This is a genomic window from Actinomadura rubrobrunea NBRC 15275 (genome assembly GCF_001552235.1).
GTDB classification, from domain to species: Bacteria; Actinomycetota; Actinomycetes; order Streptosporangiales; family Streptosporangiaceae; genus Spirillospora; species Spirillospora viridilutea.
The window spans coordinates 1-18,499 of record NZ_BCQU01000117.1 but is presented as its reverse complement, the minus strand read 5'-3'; the positions used below and the strand labels follow the sequence as shown (position 1 = coordinate 18,499).

18 protein-coding genes and 1 pseudogene are annotated in these 18,499 nt (G+C 74.7%); 4 read left to right on the top strand and 15 right to left on the bottom strand.

Annotation, left to right across the window (positions count from 1 at the left end):
* Window positions 1-1,117: MFS transporter (locus tag AR3_RS26070; protein ID WP_067917823.1), on the bottom strand; the 1,117-nt coding region annotated here is incomplete at its 3' end.
* Between the two features lie 100 nt (window positions 1,118-1,217).
* Here AR3_RS26070 and AR3_RS26065 point away from each other — a divergent pair.
* The gene (locus AR3_RS26065; RefSeq protein WP_067917821.1) at window positions 1,218-1,715 is read left to right on the top strand and encodes a winged helix-turn-helix transcriptional regulator; all 498 of its coding nucleotides are present in this window, start codon (window positions 1,218-1,220) and stop codon (window positions 1,713-1,715) included.
* A 28-nt stretch (window positions 1,716-1,743) separates the two neighbouring features.
* Here the strand turns inward: AR3_RS26065 and AR3_RS26060 are convergent, their stop codons facing one another.
* The gene (locus tag AR3_RS26060) at window positions 1,744-2,379 is read right to left on the bottom strand and encodes a TetR/AcrR family transcriptional regulator (protein WP_067917819.1); all 636 of its coding nucleotides are present in this window, start codon (window positions 2,377-2,379) and stop codon (window positions 1,744-1,746) included.
* Window positions 2,380-2,456: 77 nt separating this feature from the next.
* Entirely contained in the window at window positions 2,457-2,816 is a 360-nt protein-coding gene (locus AR3_RS26055; protein ID WP_067917817.1) for an SPW repeat protein, read from the bottom strand.
* 231 nt (window positions 2,817-3,047) lie between these two features.
* On the opposite strand from AR3_RS26055, the gene AR3_RS26050 reads away from it, so the two are divergent.
* Window positions 3,048-4,685: an adenylate/guanylate cyclase domain-containing protein gene (locus AR3_RS26050; protein ID WP_083952020.1), complete on the top strand. Its 1,638-nt coding sequence runs from the start codon at window positions 3,048-3,050 to the stop codon at window positions 4,683-4,685.
* 18 nt (window positions 4,686-4,703) lie between these two features.
* Here the strand turns inward: AR3_RS26050 and AR3_RS26045 are convergent, their stop codons facing one another.
* The 4 genes from AR3_RS26045 to AR3_RS26030 form a co-directional block, all read right to left on the bottom strand.
* Entirely contained in the window at window positions 4,704-5,480 is a 777-nt protein-coding gene (locus tag AR3_RS26045; protein ID WP_067917815.1) for a hypothetical protein, read from the bottom strand.
* Window positions 5,481-5,602: 122 nt separating this feature from the next.
* A complete protein-coding gene (locus AR3_RS26040) occupies window positions 5,603-6,235 on the bottom strand; it encodes an MBL fold metallo-hydrolase (RefSeq protein ID WP_067917814.1) in 633 nt (210 codons plus the stop codon).
* Entirely contained in the window at window positions 6,232-7,317 is a 1,086-nt protein-coding gene (locus tag AR3_RS26035; protein ID WP_067917812.1) for an S-(hydroxymethyl)mycothiol dehydrogenase, read from the bottom strand. Before AR3_RS26035 ends, AR3_RS26040 begins: the two co-directional genes overlap by 4 nt.
* A gap of 179 nt (window positions 7,318-7,496) precedes the next feature.
* Entirely contained in the window at window positions 7,497-8,183 is a 687-nt protein-coding gene (locus AR3_RS26030; RefSeq protein WP_227023289.1) for an AAA family ATPase, read from the bottom strand.
* Window positions 8,184-8,646: 463 nt separating this feature from the next.
* Between AR3_RS26030 and AR3_RS30885 the strand changes: the two genes are divergently transcribed.
* Complete coding sequence (locus AR3_RS30885) at window positions 8,647-9,729, top strand: phosphodiester glycosidase family protein (RefSeq protein ID WP_217998778.1); 1,083 nt, start codon at window positions 8,647-8,649, stop codon at window positions 9,727-9,729.
* Window positions 9,730-9,962: 233 nt separating this feature from the next.
* Here the strand turns inward: AR3_RS30885 and AR3_RS26020 are convergent, their stop codons facing one another.
* Entirely contained in the window at window positions 9,963-10,964 is a 1,002-nt protein-coding gene (locus AR3_RS26020) for an alpha/beta hydrolase (protein WP_067917810.1), read from the bottom strand.
* A 196-nt stretch (window positions 10,965-11,160) separates the two neighbouring features.
* Between AR3_RS26020 and AR3_RS26015 the strand changes: the two genes are divergently transcribed.
* A complete protein-coding gene (locus AR3_RS26015; RefSeq protein WP_067917808.1) occupies window positions 11,161-11,763 on the top strand; it encodes a carboxymuconolactone decarboxylase family protein in 603 nt (200 codons plus the stop codon).
* Here AR3_RS26015 and AR3_RS26010 read toward each other — a convergent pair.
* The 7 genes and pseudogenes from AR3_RS26010 to AR3_RS31305 all read right to left on the bottom strand — a co-directional run.
* On the bottom strand, window positions 11,760-13,022 hold the full coding sequence (locus tag AR3_RS26010; RefSeq protein ID WP_227023288.1) for an acyltransferase family protein: 1,263 nt from the start codon (window positions 13,020-13,022) through the stop codon (window positions 11,760-11,762). The genes AR3_RS26015 and AR3_RS26010 overlap by 4 nt on opposite strands.
* A 31-nt stretch (window positions 13,023-13,053) precedes the next feature.
* Window positions 13,054-14,421, bottom strand: a complete 1,368-nt coding sequence (locus tag AR3_RS26005) for an alkaline phosphatase family protein (protein ID WP_067917804.1) — start codon at window positions 14,419-14,421, stop codon at window positions 13,054-13,056.
* Window positions 14,418-15,566 carry a metabolite traffic protein EboE gene (eboE, locus tag AR3_RS26000; protein WP_067917802.1) on the bottom strand — a complete coding sequence of 383 codons (1,149 nt, stop codon included), beginning with the start codon at window positions 15,564-15,566 and terminating at the stop codon, window positions 14,418-14,420. The genes AR3_RS26005 and eboE overlap by 4 nt, the downstream gene beginning before the upstream one ends.
* Window positions 15,567-15,586: 20 nt before the next feature.
* Entirely contained in the window at window positions 15,587-16,441 is an 855-nt protein-coding gene (locus AR3_RS25995; protein ID WP_067917800.1) for a TatD family hydrolase, read from the bottom strand.
* Window positions 16,438-17,085 carry an EboA domain-containing protein gene (locus AR3_RS25990; protein ID WP_067917798.1) on the bottom strand — a complete coding sequence of 216 codons (648 nt, stop codon included), beginning with the start codon at window positions 17,083-17,085 and terminating at the stop codon, window positions 16,438-16,440. Before AR3_RS25990 ends, AR3_RS25995 begins: the two co-directional genes overlap by 4 nt.
* On the bottom strand, window positions 17,082-17,912 hold the full coding sequence (locus AR3_RS25985; RefSeq protein ID WP_067917796.1) for a sugar phosphate isomerase/epimerase family protein: 831 nt from the start codon (window positions 17,910-17,912) through the stop codon (window positions 17,082-17,084). The genes AR3_RS25990 and AR3_RS25985 overlap by 4 nt, the downstream gene beginning before the upstream one ends.
* Window positions 17,909-18,499: pseudogene (locus AR3_RS31305) on the bottom strand (SCO3242 family prenyltransferase); the annotation flags it as partial. The gene AR3_RS25985 and the pseudogene AR3_RS31305, both read right to left, overlap by 4 nt.

The window sequence follows — 18,499 nt, the reverse complement described above, 5'->3', positions numbered from 1 at the left end:
CCAGGCCTGGCACGAGCCGCCACCAGTTCCCTCCCGGTGTCAGGCCGAGCATGGCGGCCTCGCCCACCGCGCTGAGCAGCAGCCCGGCCGCCAGCAGCGGCCGGGGAGCCACGCGCGCCGTCAACCGCCGCGCCTGCAGCGCCGACGCGAACGACGGCACGGACCAGACCGTCAGCAGCAGCGCGGCGGTCAGCGGGGTGAACCCGTAGGCCAGGTCCAGCAGGGTGCCCAGGTAGCTCATCACCCCGATCACGGCCAGCCCGGTGACCAGCGCCGCGCCCGTCGAAACCAGGAAGAGCCGTCGCCGCAGCAGGGCCGGGTCCAGCATGGGGTGGCGGCGGCGCGACTCGACGGCGGCGAACGCGCCCAACAGGATCGCGGCGGCCACCAGCAGCACCGGCACCGCGGGGCGCGTCCAGCCGGTGCGGCCCACGGTGACCGCTGTCAGCAGCGCCGTGACGCCGCCGCTCATCGTCACCACGCCGGGCAGGTCCAGGCCGCGTGGACGGTCGGCGCGCGACTCCGGCAGCGACCGCGCCGCCGCCACCGCCAGCAGGATCGCGGCCGCCGCGCACGTCCAGTACCACAGCCGCCAGGTCACGCCGGTGAGCGCGGCCGCCGTGACCGGGCCGAGCGCGATCCCGAGGCCCAGCATGGCGCCCCACACGCCCGTGGCCCGGGCCCGCGCCGCGCCGCTGAAGGCGTGGCCGACGATGCCGAGGCCGCCGGCGATCAGCGCCGCGCTGGCCGCGCCCTGCGCGATCCGCCCCGCGACGAACACCGCCGCGTTCGGGGCCAGGGCGCAGGCGACACTGGCCAGGGTCAGCAGGACGGCGCCGCCGACGAACACGCGTCTGCGGCCGTGGTCGTCGGCCAGCCCGCCGGCCGTCAGCAGCACGGCCGACAGCCCCAAGCTGATCGAACTCATCATCCAGATCTGCGCCGTGGGGCCCGCGCGCAGCCCGGCGGCGGTGTCGACCAGCGTGCCCAGCAGCGCGCAGTAGTTCATCAGCGCCAGCAGCGTGGCCGCGGCGGGCACCACCAGCGCGGAGGCGGGCCCGTCCGCCCGGCGGCCCGCGAGGGCGGGCGTCGAGGCGGCGGAAGCGGAAGACGTCATGGCCCTCCAGTTCAATCAATGAACTAAAATCGTCGCGAGGGAATGACGTTAGCACGATCGGTTCGGTGAATGAACCGAGGGCGGGAGTACTGTGGCCCATATGGCACTCGGCAAGGACTACGCCCGCCAGGACTGCTCGATGGCGCGGGCCCTGGAGGTGATCGGCGAGCGCTGGACCATGCTGATCATCCGCGACGCGCTGTACGGAGTGCGCCGGTTCAGCGACTTCCTCGCCCACCTGGACATCCCCCGCGCCGTGCTGTCGGCGCGATTGCAGTCGCTGGTCGAGTCGGGGGTCCTGGAGAAGTCGGGGCACGAGTACGTCATCACCGAGATGGGCGAGGAGCTGTGGCCGGTCGTGCACGCGCTCGCCCGCTGGGGGGAGCGGTACTTCGACGACTGCGGCCCGACCCGCCTGTACGTCCACGCCGGATGCGCCGTCAGGCTCGCCCCCGACGGCACGTGCCCGGAGTGCGGGCGTGCCGTCCCGCCCGAGGAGGTCGAACTGCGCCCCGGCCCCGGCGGCCACCGGCGCACGGATCCCGTCAGCCTGGCGTTGCGGGAACCCCACCGGCTGCTGAGGCCCATCCAGACCTGAGCCCGGGCCGCGGCGCGGGAACGGCGGGTCAGCCGCCGAGGGCGCGCGCGATGAGCTCGGCGACGGCGTCCGGGTCCACGTGCTGGCCGCTGAGCTGGGCGAGGTTCTCCTGGTAGATCAGCACCGCGGCGAACGTGGCGGCGGCGACCTCCAGCCGGGCCTGGTCGCCGCGCGCGCCGGGCAGGGCCAGCTCGAGGGCGCGCCGGGCGCGCCGGAACACCTCGCCGTTGAGCCGGCCGAGCCGTTCGCCGACCGAGCGGTGCGTCCCCGCCTCGCGGAACAGGATGCGGCGCATGGCGGGGGAGGCGCGCAGCGGGAAGCGCCGCGCCAGCCGCGACAGGGTGCCCGCCGGATCGCCCGGCAGCGCCTCCACGGCGTCCTCGGGCAGCTCCTCCACCAGCGTGCGCTCGTCGACCAGCGCGACCAGCACGTCGATCTTCTGCGGGAAGTAGTGGAACACCAGGCCCTTGGGGACCCCGGCCTGGCGGGCGATCCGCGCGGTGGAGGTGGCGTCGTAGCCGCGCTCGGCGAACAGCGCCTCCGCGGCGTCCAGGATCCGGGTGCGGGCGTCGGGACCGTCGCCATTCGCCTGGGCGCGCGGGCGCCGCTCTTGCGTCGCCGGTGCGGAGCCGCGCGCGGATCGCCGTCGTCTCGATGCCCTCATGTGCGGCCTCCCCCCCAGAACGGCGCTGTGGTCCCTGGGCGCCCGTGCGCCAGGGACCACAGGGTGGAACCGTCCGTTCAGGCCGTCGAGGCGCGGCTGCCGCCCGTGCGGGTCAGGCCGCCTCCCGCCTGAGTGGCCCCCCAGATGCCGACGATAGCGGCGATGCCGCCGGCGATCCACGCCGTCCAGGCGGCGGCGTCCTCGCCGGAGAAGCTGAACGCCCAGGGGGACACGAAGACCAGCAGTGCGAAGGCCGTGGTGGTCCACGGCGTGGGGCCGGCCGCGCCGATCAGCGCGTACAGCCCCGCCAGGGCCAGCAGCGCCCCCAGCACCATCAGCGGCTGCTTGCCCGCGCCGTCGGCCCACAGCTCCGGCGCGACCAGCGCGACGAGGCCGGCCAGGAAGGCCACCCCGTCCTGCCAAGCGAACTTACCCATGCGCCACCTCCAGTGGGGGGAGAGGTTTGGACATCTTTGTCCGTTTCTAGAGTGTTCCCTGACTGACCGACCGGTCAAACGTCTGTCGGGGTCGGTATCTGCTTGCGGGGGAGCGAGGCGGCCCTGGCGTCGCCGCGGCGGTCCGGCGGCGTGCGCCCGGCGCGGCCCGCGGTGCGCCGGCCGTCCGGCCGCCCTTCGAGGTCGCGGGGAAAGCCGCTACCCTGCACCCCCATGGAGACGGACCAGGCGCGGACGGCATCGGCACGGCCGCGCCGTCGCCGTCCCCTCGACTTCCTGTGGCGGTTCATCGACGGCCGCCCCGACGACACCCGGGCCCAGATCGCCCGGCGGGCCCGCATCCTCGTCACCGTCTCCACCGGCCTGGCCAACCTGGGCGGCGCCCTGGTGGTCCTGCTGTTCACCATCGTCGTGCCCAACCCCGACGGCGCGGTGTCCGACCGGCTGCGGCTGATCAACCTGCTGGTGTTCACCGCCTACGTCGTGGCGGCCGTGCCCGGCGGCCTGCTGCTCGGCGAGCGCTTCTTCCGCCGCCTGCGCCGGCTGGTCGAGGAGCACGACGAGCCCGGCAAACGCGAGCGCCTCCTGCTGCTGTACGGGCCGCTGCGGATGATGGCGCTGCACCTGACCCTGTGGAGCATCGGCACCGTCGGCTGGGTGCTCATCAACCTGCCGTTCTCGGTGCTGCTGGCCGTCAAGCTCGGCCTGACCAGCCTGCTGGGCGGCCTGACCACCTGCACCATCGTCTACCTGCTCACCGAGCGGCTGCTGCGGCGCGCCGTCACCACCGCGCTGCGCACCGGGCTGCCCCGCCGCACCGGGCTGCCCGGCGTGGTGTCGCGCTCGGTGCTGGCGTGGGCGCTGGGCACCGGCGTGCCCATCCTCGGCCTGATCGTGCTGGCGGTCGGGTCGTTCGTGCTCGGCCGCGTCAACGTGCGCGACTTCGCCTTCGCCGTGCTGGTGCTCGGCGGCACCGCCCTGGTCGTCGGCCTCGGCGTCACCTACGGCGCCGCCCGCGCCATCGCCGACCCGGTGGAGTCGGTGCGGCTCGGCCTGGCCCGGGTGGAACGCGGCGACCTGGACGTGGAGGTCCCCGTCTACGACGCCAGCGAGGTCGGGCTGCTGCAGGCCGGGTTCAACCACATGGCCGCGGGGCTGCGCGAGCACGCCCGGCTGCAGGACCTGTTCGGACGCCAGGTCGGCGAGGACGTCGCCCGCGTCGCCATCGAACGCGGCATCGACCTCGGCGGCGAGCTGCGCGAGGTCGCCGTGCTGTTCGTCGACATCATCGGCTCCACCCGCCTGGCCGCCGACCGCCCGCCCACCGAGGTGGTCAAGCTGCTCAACGACTTCTTCGCCGTCGTCGTCGAGGTGGTCGGCGAGCACGGCGGCTGGATCAACAAGTTCGAGGGGGACGCGGCGCTGGCGGTGTTCGGCGCGCCGCTGGCGCTGGACGGGGCGGCCGGCCGCGCCCTGGCCGCCGCCCGCGACCTGGCCGCCCGGCTGCGCGACCGGGTGCCCGAGCTGAGCGCGGCCGTCGGCGTGTCGGCGGGCGAGGCGGTGGCCGGGCACATCGGCGCCGAGGAGCGGTTCGAGTACACCGTGATCGGCGACCCGGTGAACGAGGCGGCCCGCCTCACCGACCTGGCCAAGTCGACCGAGGCGCGGGTGCTGGCGGCCGGCTCGGTGGTCGAGGCCGCCGGTCCCGACGAGGCGCGGCACTGGCGCGTCGACGGCGAGACGGTGCTGCGCGGCCGCACCCGCCCCACCCGGCTGGCCGCGCCCGTGGACGTCCCTTCGGACGAGGACGCCCCCGCGCAGGATGCGTCCGTGGAGGACGCCCACGACTGAGCGCGTCCTGGCCGGTGCCTACCCCGGGTGGATCGTGGCGTCGCGGAGGGTGGTGTACCAGGGGGCGGAGCGGACGAAGTCCGGGCCGGTCTCCTCGCCGATGTAGACGTCGGCGTGGTGCTCACCGCCGTACCCGGGGCGGAACAGGTCGGTGACCGTCCAGACGGCCCGCCGGAACCGCGCGCACACCCGCTCCGCGATCGGGCGCCCGGCGCCGTCCCTCCCGCAGTCGGTGATGACGAACCGCCGGCCGCGCGCCAGCACGTCCCGGTCGGCGGCGGCCGACTCCCAGGGGCGCAGCGGCCGCCCGGCCGAGTCGCGGGTGGTGTCGTCGAGCCAGAAGCCGACGCTGTGCGACCAGTTGAGGTACCGGCCGCGGTGCGGACCGCTGGTGATCCGGCCGCTGCCCTCCCGTTGGACGGCCTTGACGAAGCCCTCGGGGTACGAACCGAGAGGAGCGTCGCCGTTCGTGCAGCGCGGCCTCGGGCAGCCGCGCACCGCCGTGCGCTTGCCGCCGTGAAAACTCTCCACCGCCGTGTAGTAGGTGGTGATGCGCCATCTGCGCGCGCCGCCGAGCGGCCGGCCCGAGGCGGCGGACGGGGCGGTGGGGGAGAGGGCCGTGGGGGACGGGGGCGCCGTGGACGCGGGGGCCATGATCGCGGGCGCGTCCGCCGCGCCGCTCGCCGTGGGCGGCGCCACGGTCGGCTCGCGCGTCGACGACGCGGCGTCCGTCCCGCAACCGCTGACGACCGCGCACAGCGCGAGCACGACGGCCTGCGGTGCCCTGGCCCGCATCGCACCTCCCCGGTGACCGGCGACCCGCGGGCGCACGACGGCCCGCCGCCCCAGGGGACCTTATGACGCGCGCCCGGCCGCCGTCCCGCGTTCCGCCCGGGCGGTGCGCCGGGGACAGGCGATCAATACCCTCGCGCTATCCACTCGTCCAGGTGCGGGGCCTCGGCGCCGATCGTCGTGCTGTCGCCGTGCCCGGTGCGCACCACGGTGTCCGGCGGCAGCGTGAGCAGCCGCTCCCGGATCGAGGCGATGATGGTGGGGAAGTCGGAGAAGGAGCGGCCGGTCGCGCCCGGGCCGCCGGAGAACAGCGTGTCCCCGGAGAACACCGTGCCGAGCCGCGGTGCGTACAGGCACACCGCGCCCGGGCTGTGCCCCGGCGTGTGCAGGACCGTCAGCTCCACCCCGGCGACCGTGATCTTCTGGCCGTCGGACAGCTCGCCCTGGGGGTCGACGTCCGGATGCCGCCGCTTCCACAGCATCAGGTCGTCGGGATGCAGCAGCACCGGTGCGCCGGTCCGCGCCGACAGCTCGGGCGCCGCGTCGATGTGGTCGTCGTGGCCGTGCGTGGACACGATCGCCAGCAGCCGACGGTCCCCGACGGCCGCCGCGATGGCGTCGGCGTCGTGCGCGGCGTCGACGACGATCGCCTCGGCGTCGTCGCCGACGATCCAGACGTTGTTGTCGACCTCCCACGTCCCGCCGTCGAGGGAGAACGTGCCGGAGGTGACGATGCGGTCGATGCGCGCGGCCGTCACAGCACCACCACCGAGCGCAGCACGTCCCCGCGCTGCATCTTGTCGAACGCGGCCTCCACGTCGTCCAGACGGATCTTCTCGGAGACGAACGCGTCCAGGTCGAGGCGGCCTTGCAGGTACAGGTCGATGAGCATGGGGAAGTCGCGCGAGGGCAGGCAGTCGCCGTACCAGGACGACTTGAGCGCGCCGCCGCGTCCGAACACGTCCAGCAGCGGCAGCTCCAACGTCATGTCGGGCGTGGGCACGCCGACCAGCACGACGGTCCCCGCCAGGTCGCGGGCGTAGAACGCCTGCTTGTAGGTCTCCGGGCGCCCCACCGCGTCGATGACCACGTCGGCGCCGAAGCCGCCGGTCAGCTCCCGCACCGCCGCGACCACGTCGGCGTCCGCGGCCTGGACGGTGTGGGTGGCGCCGAGCGAGCGGGCGGCGGCGAGCTTGCGCTCGTCCAGGTCGATCGCGATGATCTTCGCGGCGCCGGCCAGCCGGGCGCCCAGCACCGCGGCCGAGCCCACCCCGCCGCAGCCGATCACCGCGACCGAGTCGCCGCGGCCGACGGCGCCGGTGTTGAGCGCGGCGCCGAGGCCGGCCATCACGCCGCAGCCCAGCAGACCGGCCGCCGCGGGCTCGGCGGCCGGGTCGACCTTGGTGCACTGCCCGGCGGCGACCAGGGTCTTCTCGGCGAACGCGCCGATGCCGAGGGCGGGCGACAGCTCGGTGCCGTCGGCCAGCGTCATCTTCTGCTCGGCGTTGTGGGTGTCGAAGCAGTACCAGGGACGGCCGCGCAGGCACGCCCGGCACTGCCCGCACACGGCCCGCCAATTGAGGATCACGAAGTCGCCCGGCGCGACCTCGGTGACCCCGTCGCCGACCGACTCGACGATCCCGGCGGCCTCGTGGCCGAGCAGGAACGGGAACTCGTCGGTGATCCCGCCTTCGCGGTAGTGCAGGTCGGTGTGGCACACCCCGCACGCCTGCACCGCGACCACGGCCTCGCCCGGTCCCGGATCGGGAACGGTGATCGTCTCGATGCGGACCGGCTCCCCCTTGGCCGGCGCGACGACTCCGCGTACCTGCTGTGCCATGGATGCCGCCCCTTCCATCGAGCTCGGCCGCCGAGAACGACCATACCCAGGAGGTCGCCGGCCGAGTCCAGAGCTGTCGCCGGGTCCGCCGCGGGCCGGTCCGGCATCGGCCGGGCCCGGCTCGCGCGGAGATGCGCGTTCCCCGGCGGGAGGACCGGTCCTGAGCGCCGCGGTGACGACTACTCGAAGCGGATGGCCTTGAGCAGGTCGGCGGCGTCGCGGTCCAGCACGGTCACGGACGCGGCCGGCGGGCACGCGCCGGTCCGCGCCCGTTCGATCAGCGGCCGCCAGCGGCGGCAGTGCCGGCGGAACGTCGCCTCGGTCAGCACCCGGCCGCGCCGGAACTGCCCCGCCCGCGCGGTCGCCGGGTCCACGTCCAGCGCGATCAGGTGCACGTCGCCGCCGCGCCGCCGGGCCAGCCAGGCGAACCCGGGCAGGATGTGCGGCCAGGTTCCGCGCGTGTGCGCCACGACGTCGTGCCCCTCCAGCACGGCCCGTGCGATCCGCCAGATGTGCGTGGTGTAGACGAGCGGCAGCCTGGCGCGCGGCGGCAGCGGTCCCAGATACCGCCCCCACCAGTTCCGCGCCTGCCGGGAGTCGATCACACGGGTGCCCCCGACCGCGACCGGCAGCGTCTCGTCCCCGCGCAGCCCGTAGAGCCGGTCCAGCAGGGTGCTCTTGCCGGCGCCGGGCAGCCCCACGACCAGCACCAGCGACCCGGCGGGATAGCGCAGTTCGCCCCGCGGCGCACCGGCGCCCGCCGCGTCGCCGCCGCCGCCCGTGCGGGCCCGATTCCCCTCGTCGCGTTGGTGGATGCTCGCTCTCCTGATGCCTGCCCCCGGGACACTGAGTAGTTGTGTGATCAACGAATGTCCGCGACTGGTTGTTCCGGTATGCGATCGGAAAGCAGTCACCACGGCTGCCCGTCGGCGGTGCACGCCACGACGGGACGCCGGAGGAGCGGTGCGCTCTCATGCCGGACGGCGCCACGCCGGACGCGCAGATGCGGGCGACGCGGGCCCCTGTATAGGAGGATCACCACGTCGGTCGGGTGGTCGCGGGGGAGAGGCTCGTCCGGTGGTCCTGAGGTGTGCGACGGTGCTCGCGGTGGCGGGCGCGGTGACGGCGGCGTGCGTGCTGGGGCCGGGCCCCGGACTGGCGAAGGCGCGGGAGACCGGTTCGCGGAACGTCCATGGGGAGGTGCCGCCGAACGGGGACGGAGCCGGGTCAGGCGAACCTCCCGACCTTCGTGAAACGCGACCCGCCCCAGGGGCGGCCGCGCCGCTCAAACTGCGCTACACGTCGTCCACCCGGGTGTGGCCCGGGATCGTGGCACGGAGCTTTCAGACATGGGGCGTCGGCGGCCCCGTCCTCGGCACCGTCCTCGAGGTGGACCTGACCGAGCCGCGCGTCAGGGTGGGGCTGCTGCATCCGCCCGCGGTCGCCGCCCGCAGGAAAGTGTCGACGATGGCGAACGCGCAACGCGCGGTGGCCGGGGTCAACGGCGACTTCTTCAACATCAGCGAGACGCGGCCGGGAGTCCCCGCGACGGGTGCGGCGTCGGGGGCGGAGGTCGACGAGGGACGTCCCCGCAAGGGAGCCGTACCGCTCGGCCAGCGGTTCGGCCCGCCGCTGCCGGCCGCCGCCTCCGCCGAAGACGTCATCGGCGTCGACCGCAAGCGCGTCGGGCATGTGTCCAGGCTGCGCCTGTCCGGGACGATCCGCTTCGGCCGCACCGCGCTCCCGGTGCGCGGACTCAACCAGTACGCGTTGCCGGTGGGCGGCGCCGGGGTGTTCACGAGGCAGTGGGGCACGGCGTCGCGGCGGCGCGCGGTCTGCGGCACCGACGCCTTCCGCGAAGCGCCGTGCAGCACCGACGTGGCCGAGGTGACGGTGCGGCGCGGCGTGGTGACCAAGGTCAGCGGAACCATCGGCGGCGGCGCCATCCCCGAGGGGACGGTCGTGCTCGTGGGCCGGGACCGCGCCGCCGCGGCGCTGCGCACGCTCCGCCGCGGCGACCGCGTCCGGGTCCGCTACCGCCTCGCCGGACGGCACCGCTTCCATTTCGCCGTCGGCGGCTTCTGCATCCTGCGCGACGCCGAACCGCTGCCCGGACTGGCGGACAGCGGCCCGGCCCCCCGAACCGCCGCGGGCGTCAGCCGCAACGGCCGACGCATGTACCTGATGGTCGTCGACGGCCGGTCGGAACGCAGCGGCGGTGTCACCCTCGCCGAACTGGCGCGGCTGCTGTGGCAGGCGGGCGCCGACGACGCGGTCAACCTGGACGGCGGCGGCTCCTCGACTCTCGTCCTCCGCGACCCGGGAGACGACACCGCGACCGTGCGCAACTCTCCGTCCGACGGCGTCGAACGTCCCGTCGCGAACGGCATCGGCCTCTTCGTCCGCGGTTAGGGCGGTGGACGCCGGTCTCCGCCGGGTCGTGTTCGGAGGTCCGCTTGCGGGTGCATTCCGCACCATTCCCCTGACCCTTCCGACGTCCAGGGGGCTCCAGCCGTTCGGCCGCGCGCCGTCCTCGGCCCGGAGGGCGACGCGCGGCGAAACGGGAGTCGAGGGCGCGACGGTGTCGTCGCAGCGGCCGTCCAGCGGACGCCGTTTTCACCGCAGCGCCCGGTCCGGCGGCGTCCTCAAGCGGCCAGGATGCGGCGCAGCCAGCGCAGCCGCGCCTCGCGCGCGTCCTGGGAGACGCGGGCCTGCGGCGCGACGGCGTCGAAACCGTGGAACCCGCCCGGCCAGACGTGCAGCTCGGCCTGGACGCCCGCCTGCCACAGCCGCACCGCGTAGGCCACGTCCTCGTCGCGGAACGACTCGCCGGAGCCGACGTCGACGAACGCCGGCGGCAGCCCCGACAGGTCGGCGGCGCGCGCCGGGGCCGCGTACGGGGACACGTCCGGGCCGCCGCGCGCGTCGCCGAGCAGCGCCGTCCAGCCCACGTGGTTGGCGGTGCGGTCCCAGGTGTCCCGCCCTTCCATCTGCAGCATCGACGGGCTGTCGTTGCGGTCGTCCAGCATGGGGCACAGCAGCATCTGCGCCAGCAGCGGCGGGCCGCCGCGGTCGCGGGCCAACAGCGCCACCGCCGCCGACAGGCCGCCGCCCGCGCTGGTCCCGGCGATGACGATGCGGGCGGGGTCGACGCCGAGCTCGGCGGCGTGCTCGTGCGTCCAGACCAGCCCGGCGTAGCAGTCCTCCACGGGCGCCGGGTGCGGATGCTCGGGCGCCAGCCGGTAGTCCACCGAGACCACCGCCATGCCCAGCTCCTCGGCCGCCGGCAGCGCCATGTCGGGCAGGCCCGACCGGGGATCGCCCATGATCATGCCGCCGCCGTGGATGTAGTAGATCGCCGGATACGGCGCCGCGACGTCGACCGGACGGCAGATGAGCAGGGGGACGTCGGGGGCGCCGGGAGGCCCGGGCACCCTGCGCTCCTCGACCTCGAAGGCCCCGCCCCGCCGCAGATCCTCGTCGGTGACCGGGGGACCCGGCCGTCTCTCCCGGCACTCGGGGATGGCCTCGAGCGTCGTCAGACGCGACAGCTCCTCGCGCATCAGGGCCCGCCCGGCCTCCAGCTCCGGATCGAACGGCGGGGGCGGGCCGACACGGGTCTCGACGGGATCTTCAGTAGCGGTCATCTCAGCCTCCTCCGAAACGGGTTGATCTTAGATGTGCCCGCCGACACGCGGAGATCGACAGCCGCGCGGCGGCTTCTTCCCGCCGCTCCGCCAGGTGACGCGTAAGCTGCCGGAAGGTCCGGCGGAAGGACTGGCGCAAGGACTGGCGCAAGGACCGGCGGAAGGACGCCGCGCCTGCGGGAGCGAGGTTCGAGGGATGTCCAGCGACGAGGCGCCGCCGAGGCTGCGCAGGCTGCGGCCCGACGAGCTCGACGCCGAGCAGCGCGCCCTGTACGAGGAGATCGTGTCCGGGCCGCGCGGCAACGGGCCGTTCGCGCTGACGGACGACGCGGGCGGGCTGCACGGGCCGTTCAACGCGATGCTGCTGCGCCCCACCCTGGGGCACGCCCTCCAGGGACTCGGCGCCGCCATCCGCTACCGGGGCGCGCTGCCGGCCCGCTGCAGGGAGATCGCGATTCTGGTCGTCGCCGCCGTGTGGGACAGCGCCTTCGAACGGCACGCCCACGAGGCGGCCGGCCGGGCCGCCGGGCTCACCGACGAGGAGCTGCGCGCGCTGCGGGACGGCGACGACGACGTGTTCAGCGGCGTGTTCGCCGACGAGCGGGAACGGGTCGTCGCGGTCACCACACGGACGCTGGCCGAGCGCCACGACCTGACCGACGAGGAGTACGCGCGAGCCGTCGACGTCCTCGGCGCCGACGGCGTCTTCGAACTGACCGCCATCGTCGGCTACTACGCCACCCTCGCCCTCCAGTTGCGGGTCTTCCGCGTCCCTGTCCCTGGAGAGTCGGGACGCTAGCGGGGCACTGCGGTCGCGACGGGCGAGCGGTCCACCCGACCGCGGACGGCGCGCCTGGCCAGGCGTCGTCCGGCGCGCTGGGCGGGCGCCTCGATCCAGCGGTAGGACGCCGCGCTGAGCGCCACCAGCGCCGCCACGAAGACGAGCATGCCCGGCACGTCCATGCGGCCGGTCCTGCCCAGGAACTGCGCCGCCACCATGAGCAGGATCGGATGCAGCAGGTAGACCGAGAAGCTCGCGGTGCCGAGCCCGGTCGCCCATCGCGGGAAGCGCCGGCGCCGCAGCAGCCACGCCGCGCCGAACGTGGCGGCGGCCAGCAGCAGCGAACTCGTCCAGATCCACCGGGCCTGCCACGTCTGCGCGCCCGCCGCATCCTGGCGCGGAGCCCACGCCACGGCGGCCAGCGACGCCGCCGCGACCGCGCCCAGGCCCAACGCGGTCGCCCGCCGCGACACCTGCCCCCGCTCGGCGCGGTAGACGGCGGTGCCGGCGAACATGACGGCCAGCATCACCGCCCCCTCCCACGGCTCGACGCGGCTGTTGGCCGCGACCAGCGCGAGGGCCAGCAGCCCACCGAGCAGCCCGCCCGCCGTGCGCGGCCCGGGACGCTCCGACATCGCCGCGGCGACCGCCACCGCCAGCACGGCCGCCGCCGCGGCGACCACGGGCCCGACGCCCGCCGTGCGCGCCAGCAGCGCCGCCGGCAGCAGCCCCGCGGGCAGCGCGAGCACCGCCAGGCCGGCGGCGATCGGCGCGGAGCGGCGCTGCCAGCCCACCGCCCACAGCGCGACGACCAGCAGGTAGAAGGCCATCTCGTACGACAGCGTCCACAGGACGTTGATCGCGTTGGGCACGGCGAGCAGGTCCTGGAGCATCGTGGCGTGCGCCACGACCGCCGTCAGCGGGTCGAACTCCTCCAGGCCGGCCCGCAGCCCCCGTACGCCCAGCAGGAACGGCAGCACCCCCAGCAGGCACGCCACGGCCAGCAGGGGGTACAGGCGGAAGAACCGGCTGATCCAGAACACGCGCACGCTGCCGTGCCGTTCCAGCGAGGCGGGCACGATGTACCCGCTGACGAGGAAGAACACCAGCACGCCGTAGTGGCCGGGGTCGAAGCGCCCCGCCAGCGCCACCTGCAGGTCCGGAAGGAAGACGTAGAACGCGTGGTGCAGCGCCACCAGCATCGCCGCCCACCCCCGGAGCGCGTCCAGCCAGCCCAACCGGGCCGCGGGGGAGGAAGCGTATGAAGGGGGATGCACCGTGGCAGAGTAGCCGGAATCCCCTTCGGATTCAGGTGCTCAGGTCGATCAGCAGCTGCTTGACCTCGGTGGCGTGGTACCGCTCCCGGGCCGCCGACGGATCGGAGCACAGCAGCACCGGCCCGTCCGCCGGATCGGCGGGCAGCCGCCCGTGGCTGCCGCGCACCAGCCTCCCGTGGAGCGGGACGACGTTCATCAGGTAGCGCATGCCGAGCTTCTTGCGGGCCAGGGCCAGCGCGGCGCGCAGCTGGACGGTCCGGTCGTCGGGATCCATGAACAGCTCGGCCGGGTCGTAGCCGGGCTTGCGGTGGATCTCGACGAGCCGGGCGAAGTCGGGGGCGCGGGCGTCGTCCAGCCAGTAGTAGTAGGCGAACCACGCGTCGGGCTCGGCGATCGCGACGAGCTCGCCGGAACGTTCGTGGTCCAGTCCCGCCTCGGCCTTGCCCGCCTCGTCGAGGACCTGCTCCACGCCGTCCAGCTCGTCGAGCAGCGCGCGGACGCGGGGGACGTCCGACGGGTCCCGGACGTACACGTGCGCGATCTGGTGGTCGGCCACGGCGAACGCCCGGGACGTCCACGGGTCCAGGTACTCCATGCCGTCCTGGGTGTAGACGTGCAGCAGGCCCGCGCGGCGCAGCACCCGGTTGATCTCCACCGGACGCGACACGGAGGTGATGCCGTACTCCGACAACGCCACCGTCGTCGCGCCCCGGGCGCGCGCCGCCGCCAGCAGAGGGCCGATCAGTTCGTCCAACTCGGCCGCGGCCCGCGCGGCGCGGGGGTCGTCGGGGCCGTACCGCTGCAGGTCGTAGTCCAGGTGCGGCAGGTAGACGAGGGTGAGGTCGGGACGCTCCTCCTCCAGCAGCATCCGGGCGGCACGGCAGATCCAGCGGGACGACGACAACCCGGCGCGCGGCCCCCAGTAGGTGAACAACGGGAAGTCGCCCAGGCGCGAGGTGAGCCGGTCGTGCAGCGAAGGCGGGTGGGTGTAGCAGTCGGGTTCCTTGCGCCCGTCGGCGTAGTAGATGGGACGGGGCGTCACGGTCCAGTCGACGTCGGCGCCCATGGCGTACCACCAGCACACGTTGGCGACGGTGTAGCCGGGGTGGCGCTTCCGCAGCGCGTGCCACACCTTCTCGCCGCCGACGAGGGCGTTGTGCTGCCGCCACAGGAACACCTCGCCCAGCTCGCGGAAGTACCAGCCGTTGGCGACGATCCCGTGCCCGCTGGGCATCTCCCCGGTGAGGAAGGTGGACTGCACCGAGCACGTCACGGCGGGCAGCACGGTGCCGAGCTCCGCCTGGAAGCCGTCGGCGGCCAGCTTGGACAGGTTGGGCATGTGCGTCAGCAGCCGCGGGGTGAGGCCCACGACGTCGAGCACCACGAGCGGTGTGGTCATGCGTTCTCCTCGGTGAGCCCGAGCCCGAGCAGCCGGTCGCGGGTCCAGCCGAGCTCGGCGGCGATGCCGTCGACCAGGTCCGGCCGGTCGCCCGGCAGCACGGTCCAGGTATAGGTCTCCACCTCGACGTGGTCGGTGCGCGCCGCCGGACCGCCCAGCAGGGCGTCCAGCGCGGCGCCGAGAACGGTGCGGGTGCTGGAGAGCGGCGCGGGCGGATCCGCGTGGAGGGGAAGGTGGAAGTGGACACGCCAGGGCCCGTGCGCCGGCAGGCCGTCGTTGAGCGCATCCGGCAGGTCGTCCGCACGGAGCACGCCCTCGGCCGTGTGCGCCCGTGTCTGGTGCAGGTAGCGCGGCTCGGCGAACGTTTCGAGCGCCTTCCGCGCCGCCGACGGGTCGGAGGCGTGCAGCGCGGCGGACGCCTGGGTCTTCACCACCGGCAGCCCGGCCGCGTCCAAGCGGGCCAGCGCCTCGCCCGGGTCTTCGAACTCGACGGCGAGATGGCACGTGTCCAGGCAGACGCCCAGCCGCGCAGTGTCCACGCCGTTGAGGAGGCGGGCGGCGTCCGCCGTGGTCTCCACGACGCAGCCGGGCTCAGGCTCCAGGCCGACCCGTATGGTCCGTCCGGTGCGCCGCTCCAGGTCGGCCAGCCCCGCGGCGAGCTCGTCCAGGTGGCGGCGCGCCCGGTCCTGCCGCTCGGCGTCCCACCATGGCGCCCAGCCCAGGGGGAGCGTCGAGACGCTGCCGCGGACGACGTCGTCCGGCAGCAACGCGGCGAGCACCGCCGCAAGGTCGAGCGTGTACGCGAGGCGGTCCGGGTCGGCCCAGTCGGGCAGGTACACGTCGGTCTTGACGACCTCCTTGCCGAAGCCCGCGTAGGGGAACCCGTTGAGCGTCACCACCTCCAGGCCGCCTTCGGAAAGGGCGGCGCGCAGCTTGTCCAACGCACCGGGATCGGCTGCGAGCGCCGCCGCCACAGGGCGGGGCAGCCACAACCCCACCGACAGCCGCGGCACACCCAGACGGCGCCGCACCGGTATCGCGTACCGGTGCAGCCTGTCGAGGATGCCGGGGAAGTCGTCGGCCGGGTGGACGTTGGCGCAGTAGGCGAGATGCACGACGGTGCCGTCGCGATGACGCAGCCGCATGATGCGCGTCCTCCGCGAGGTCAGGCGGGCGTGCCGCGCAGCACCGAGTTGCCCTCGAACAGCGTCCCGGGATCGAGGGGCGCGTCCAGCGTCAACCGCCCGCTCTGGCCGTAGAACTCCACCGGATTGCGCCACAGCACGCGGTCCACGTCGTCCTCGGTGAAGCCCGCGGCGAGCATGGCGTCCCCGGTGCGCCGGGTCTTGAGCGGATCGCTGCGCCCCCAGTCGGCCGCCGAGTTCACCAGCATCCGCTCGGTGCCGTATTCGCGCAGGATCGCCACCATGCGGTCCTCGTCCATCTTGGTGTCGGGGTAGATGGAGAACCCCATCCAGCACCCGGATTCGGCCACCATCTTCACGGTGACCTCGTTGAGATGGTCCAGGACGACGCGTTCGGGAGGCAGCCCGGACTCGCGCACCACGTCGAGCGAGCGGCGCGTGCCCTCCGCCTTGTCGCGGTGCGGGGTGTGCACCAGGACGGGCAGGTCGTGCTCCAGGGCGAGGGCGAGCTGCTGGGCGAACACCTCGTCCTCCTCCGGGGTCATCGAGTCGTAGCCGACCTCGCCCACGGCGACCACCCCGTCCTTCTCCAGGTAGCGGGGGAGCAGCTCCAGTACGGGACGGCAACGCGGGTCGTTGGCCTCTTTGGGGTTGAGCGCCATCGTGCAGTGGTGCCGTATGCCGAACTGCGCGGCGCGGAACGGCTCCCAACCCACCAGCCCGTCGAAGTAGTCCACGAACGAGCCGACCGACGTGCGCGGCTGGCCGAGCCAGAACGCCGGCTCCACCAGCGCGCGCACCCCGGCCTCGTACATCCGCTCGTAGTCGTCGGTCGTACGCGAGGTCATGTGGATGTGCGGGTCGAAGATTCTCACCGGACCTCCAGGAAACGGGCCACGTCCGCGGGGACGTCGCGGCCTGCGGCGGTGCGCTCGCGCGCGTAGTCGGTCATCATCCGGGTCAGCTCGCCGTCGGCGCGGTCGTCCAGACCGGCCACGACGGACAGCGGCACGCCGACGAACACGCACTTCAGCACGGCCTGCCGCCAGTTGTGGGCGGGCAGCCGCTCCGCCCCGTACCGGCCGAGGGCGGCGGCCACCAGCCGGGTGTCGTTGGTGCGCAGCGCGTCGTTCAGCAGCGGCAGCGCGGCGTCGCCGACCTCCGCCCCCAACGCGTCCAGCGACCGCAGCACGGCCCTGCGCTCGTTCGCGTCGCCGTGCCAGTAGAGGTCGTCGAGCCGCGCGGCCAGCGCGTCACCGGTGCAGGGCAGTTCCAGCAGCATCAGCACGCGCGCCGCGTCCTCCACCGTCCAGGGCAGGCCGCCGGACGCCGCGTCGCCGACGGACAGGGGCCGCGGGTCGCGGCCGCAGCGGCGCCCCGCCGCGGGCAGCAGCACCGCCGCGGCGTCGGCGTCCCCGGCGATCCGCTTGCGCGCGTCGGCCAGCCAGGCCGACGCCTCGGCGGTCAGCGCCGGCTCGAGCGCCGCCGCCAGCTCGGCGCGCACCTCCTCGCGCGTCATGAGACCTCCTTGAGGAACTCCAGCGAGCGGCGGGCGGCCCCCGGCGCGTCGTGGCCGTGCCGGGGCAGCTCCACCGAGACCAGCCCCGTGTAGCCGGTCTCCTCCAGCGCCTTCATCACCGGCGGGAAGTCGATCTCGCCGGCGCCGAACTCCAGGTGCTCGTGCACGCCCCGCCGCATGTCCTCGATCTGCACGCCCGTCAGCCGCGGCCCGGCCCGGCGCACGCAGTCGGGCACCGGCTCGGGCTCCAGGCACCGGCAGTGCCCGATGTCGAGCATGATCCCGAAGCGCGCCGGGGCGCCGAGCCGCGCGGCGAGCCGCTCGTAGCCGTCGATGGTGTCGACGAACATCCCGGGCTCGGGTTCGAACGCCAGCGTCACGTCCCGCTCGTCGGCCAGGCGCAGCACCCGCTCGCAGCCGCGCGTCAGCCGATCCCACAGGACGTCCGGCGGATCGGACCCGACGGCCGCGCCGCTCCAGAACGACATCGCCTGCGCGCCGAGATCGGCGGCGATGCGCACGGCCCGCAGCAGCAGGTCGACGCGGCGGTCCGCGCCGTCCGCCGACAGCAGCGTCGGCTGGTGCTTGCGCCACGGGTCCAGCAGGTACCGCGCCCCCGTCTCGATCACCACCGACAGGCCCAGCGCGTCCAGGCGGGCCGCGACGCGGTCGACGGCGCGCGGCAGGTCGGGCGCGAACGGGTCGAGGTGCCGCACGTCGAGGGTGAGCGCGACGCCGTCGTACCCCAGGTCCGCCAGCACCGCCAGCGCGTCGTCGAGCCGGTGGTCGGGGAAGCCGTTGGTGCCGTAGCCGAACCGCAGCGTCATGTCGGGGACACCTTCCGCGTCAGCCGCCGGGCCAGGGGATGCGCGGGGACGAGCGCCAGCCCGGCCAGCGGATGCCCGCGCGCGGCGGTCAGCGCGGCCTGCAGCGGGATCAGGCCCAGAATGCCCGCGCCGACGGCCCGCCGGATCCGCTCCGCGCTCGGTTCCCGCACCGCCGCCGCCTGCGGCCCGCCGACCGCGGCGGCGTACGCGCCGAGCAGGCCCGTCGCCACCCCCCGCGCGACGCGCGACGTCTCGGCCCCGCCGGGCCCGCGCCCGGCGATCTGGGCCAGCGCCAGCGGGACGACCGGGGCCGCGGCCGCCGCGGCCAGCCCCACGCGGCGCGGCGTCGCCCCGCCCACTTCGCCGCGGCTGAGCAGCGTGACGGCGTAGGTGTGCGCGCCGACGGCCAGCGCGGCGGGCAGCGCCGCCCGCCGCCGCCCGGCCTCGCCGGCGGTGGCGCCGAGCATGACGTCCAGCCCTCGGCACAGCGCCATCGCGGCCGGGGCCGCGCGCGTCGGCTTGAGCAGCAGGTCGTAGGCCCAGACGGCGGCGGCGAGCGGGACGGCCGCCCGCAGCGAGCGGCGCCC

Excerpts from the sequence above, each read along its gene's own strand:
- AR3_RS25990 (WP_067917798.1), bottom strand. The coding sequence starts at position 17,085 with ATGACGCGCGAGGAGGTGCGCGCCGAGCTGGCGGCGGCGCTCGAGCCG.
- AR3_RS26045 (WP_067917815.1), bottom strand. The coding sequence starts at position 5,480 with ATGCGGGCCAGGGCACCGCAGGCCGTCGTGCTCGCGCTGTGCGCGGTC.
- eboE (WP_067917802.1), bottom strand. The coding sequence starts at position 15,566 with ATGCGGCTGCGTCATCGCGACGGCACCGTCGTGCATCTCGCCTACTGC.
- AR3_RS26015 (WP_067917808.1), top strand. The coding sequence starts at position 11,161 with ATGTCCAGCGACGAGGCGCCGCCGAGGCTGCGCAGGCTGCGGCCCGAC.
- AR3_RS25985 (WP_067917796.1), bottom strand. The coding sequence starts at position 17,912 with ATGACGCTGCGGTTCGGCTACGGCACCAACGGCTTCCCCGACCACCGG.
- AR3_RS26020 (WP_067917810.1), bottom strand. The coding sequence starts at position 10,964 with ATGACCGCTACTGAAGATCCCGTCGAGACCCGTGTCGGCCCGCCCCCG.
- AR3_RS26050 (WP_083952020.1), top strand. The coding sequence starts at position 3,048 with ATGGAGACGGACCAGGCGCGGACGGCATCGGCACGGCCGCGCCGTCGC.
- AR3_RS26055 (WP_067917817.1), bottom strand. The coding sequence starts at position 2,816 with ATGGGTAAGTTCGCTTGGCAGGACGGGGTGGCCTTCCTGGCCGGCCTC.
- AR3_RS26005 (WP_067917804.1), bottom strand. The coding sequence starts at position 14,421 with ATGACCACACCGCTCGTGGTGCTCGACGTCGTGGGCCTCACCCCGCGG.
- AR3_RS26065 (WP_067917821.1), top strand. The coding sequence starts at position 1,218 with ATGGCACTCGGCAAGGACTACGCCCGCCAGGACTGCTCGATGGCGCGG.
- AR3_RS26035 (WP_067917812.1), bottom strand. The coding sequence starts at position 7,317 with ATGGCACAGCAGGTACGCGGAGTCGTCGCGCCGGCCAAGGGGGAGCCG.
- AR3_RS26060 (WP_067917819.1), bottom strand. The coding sequence starts at position 2,379 with ATGAGGGCATCGAGACGACGGCGATCCGCGCGCGGCTCCGCACCGGCG.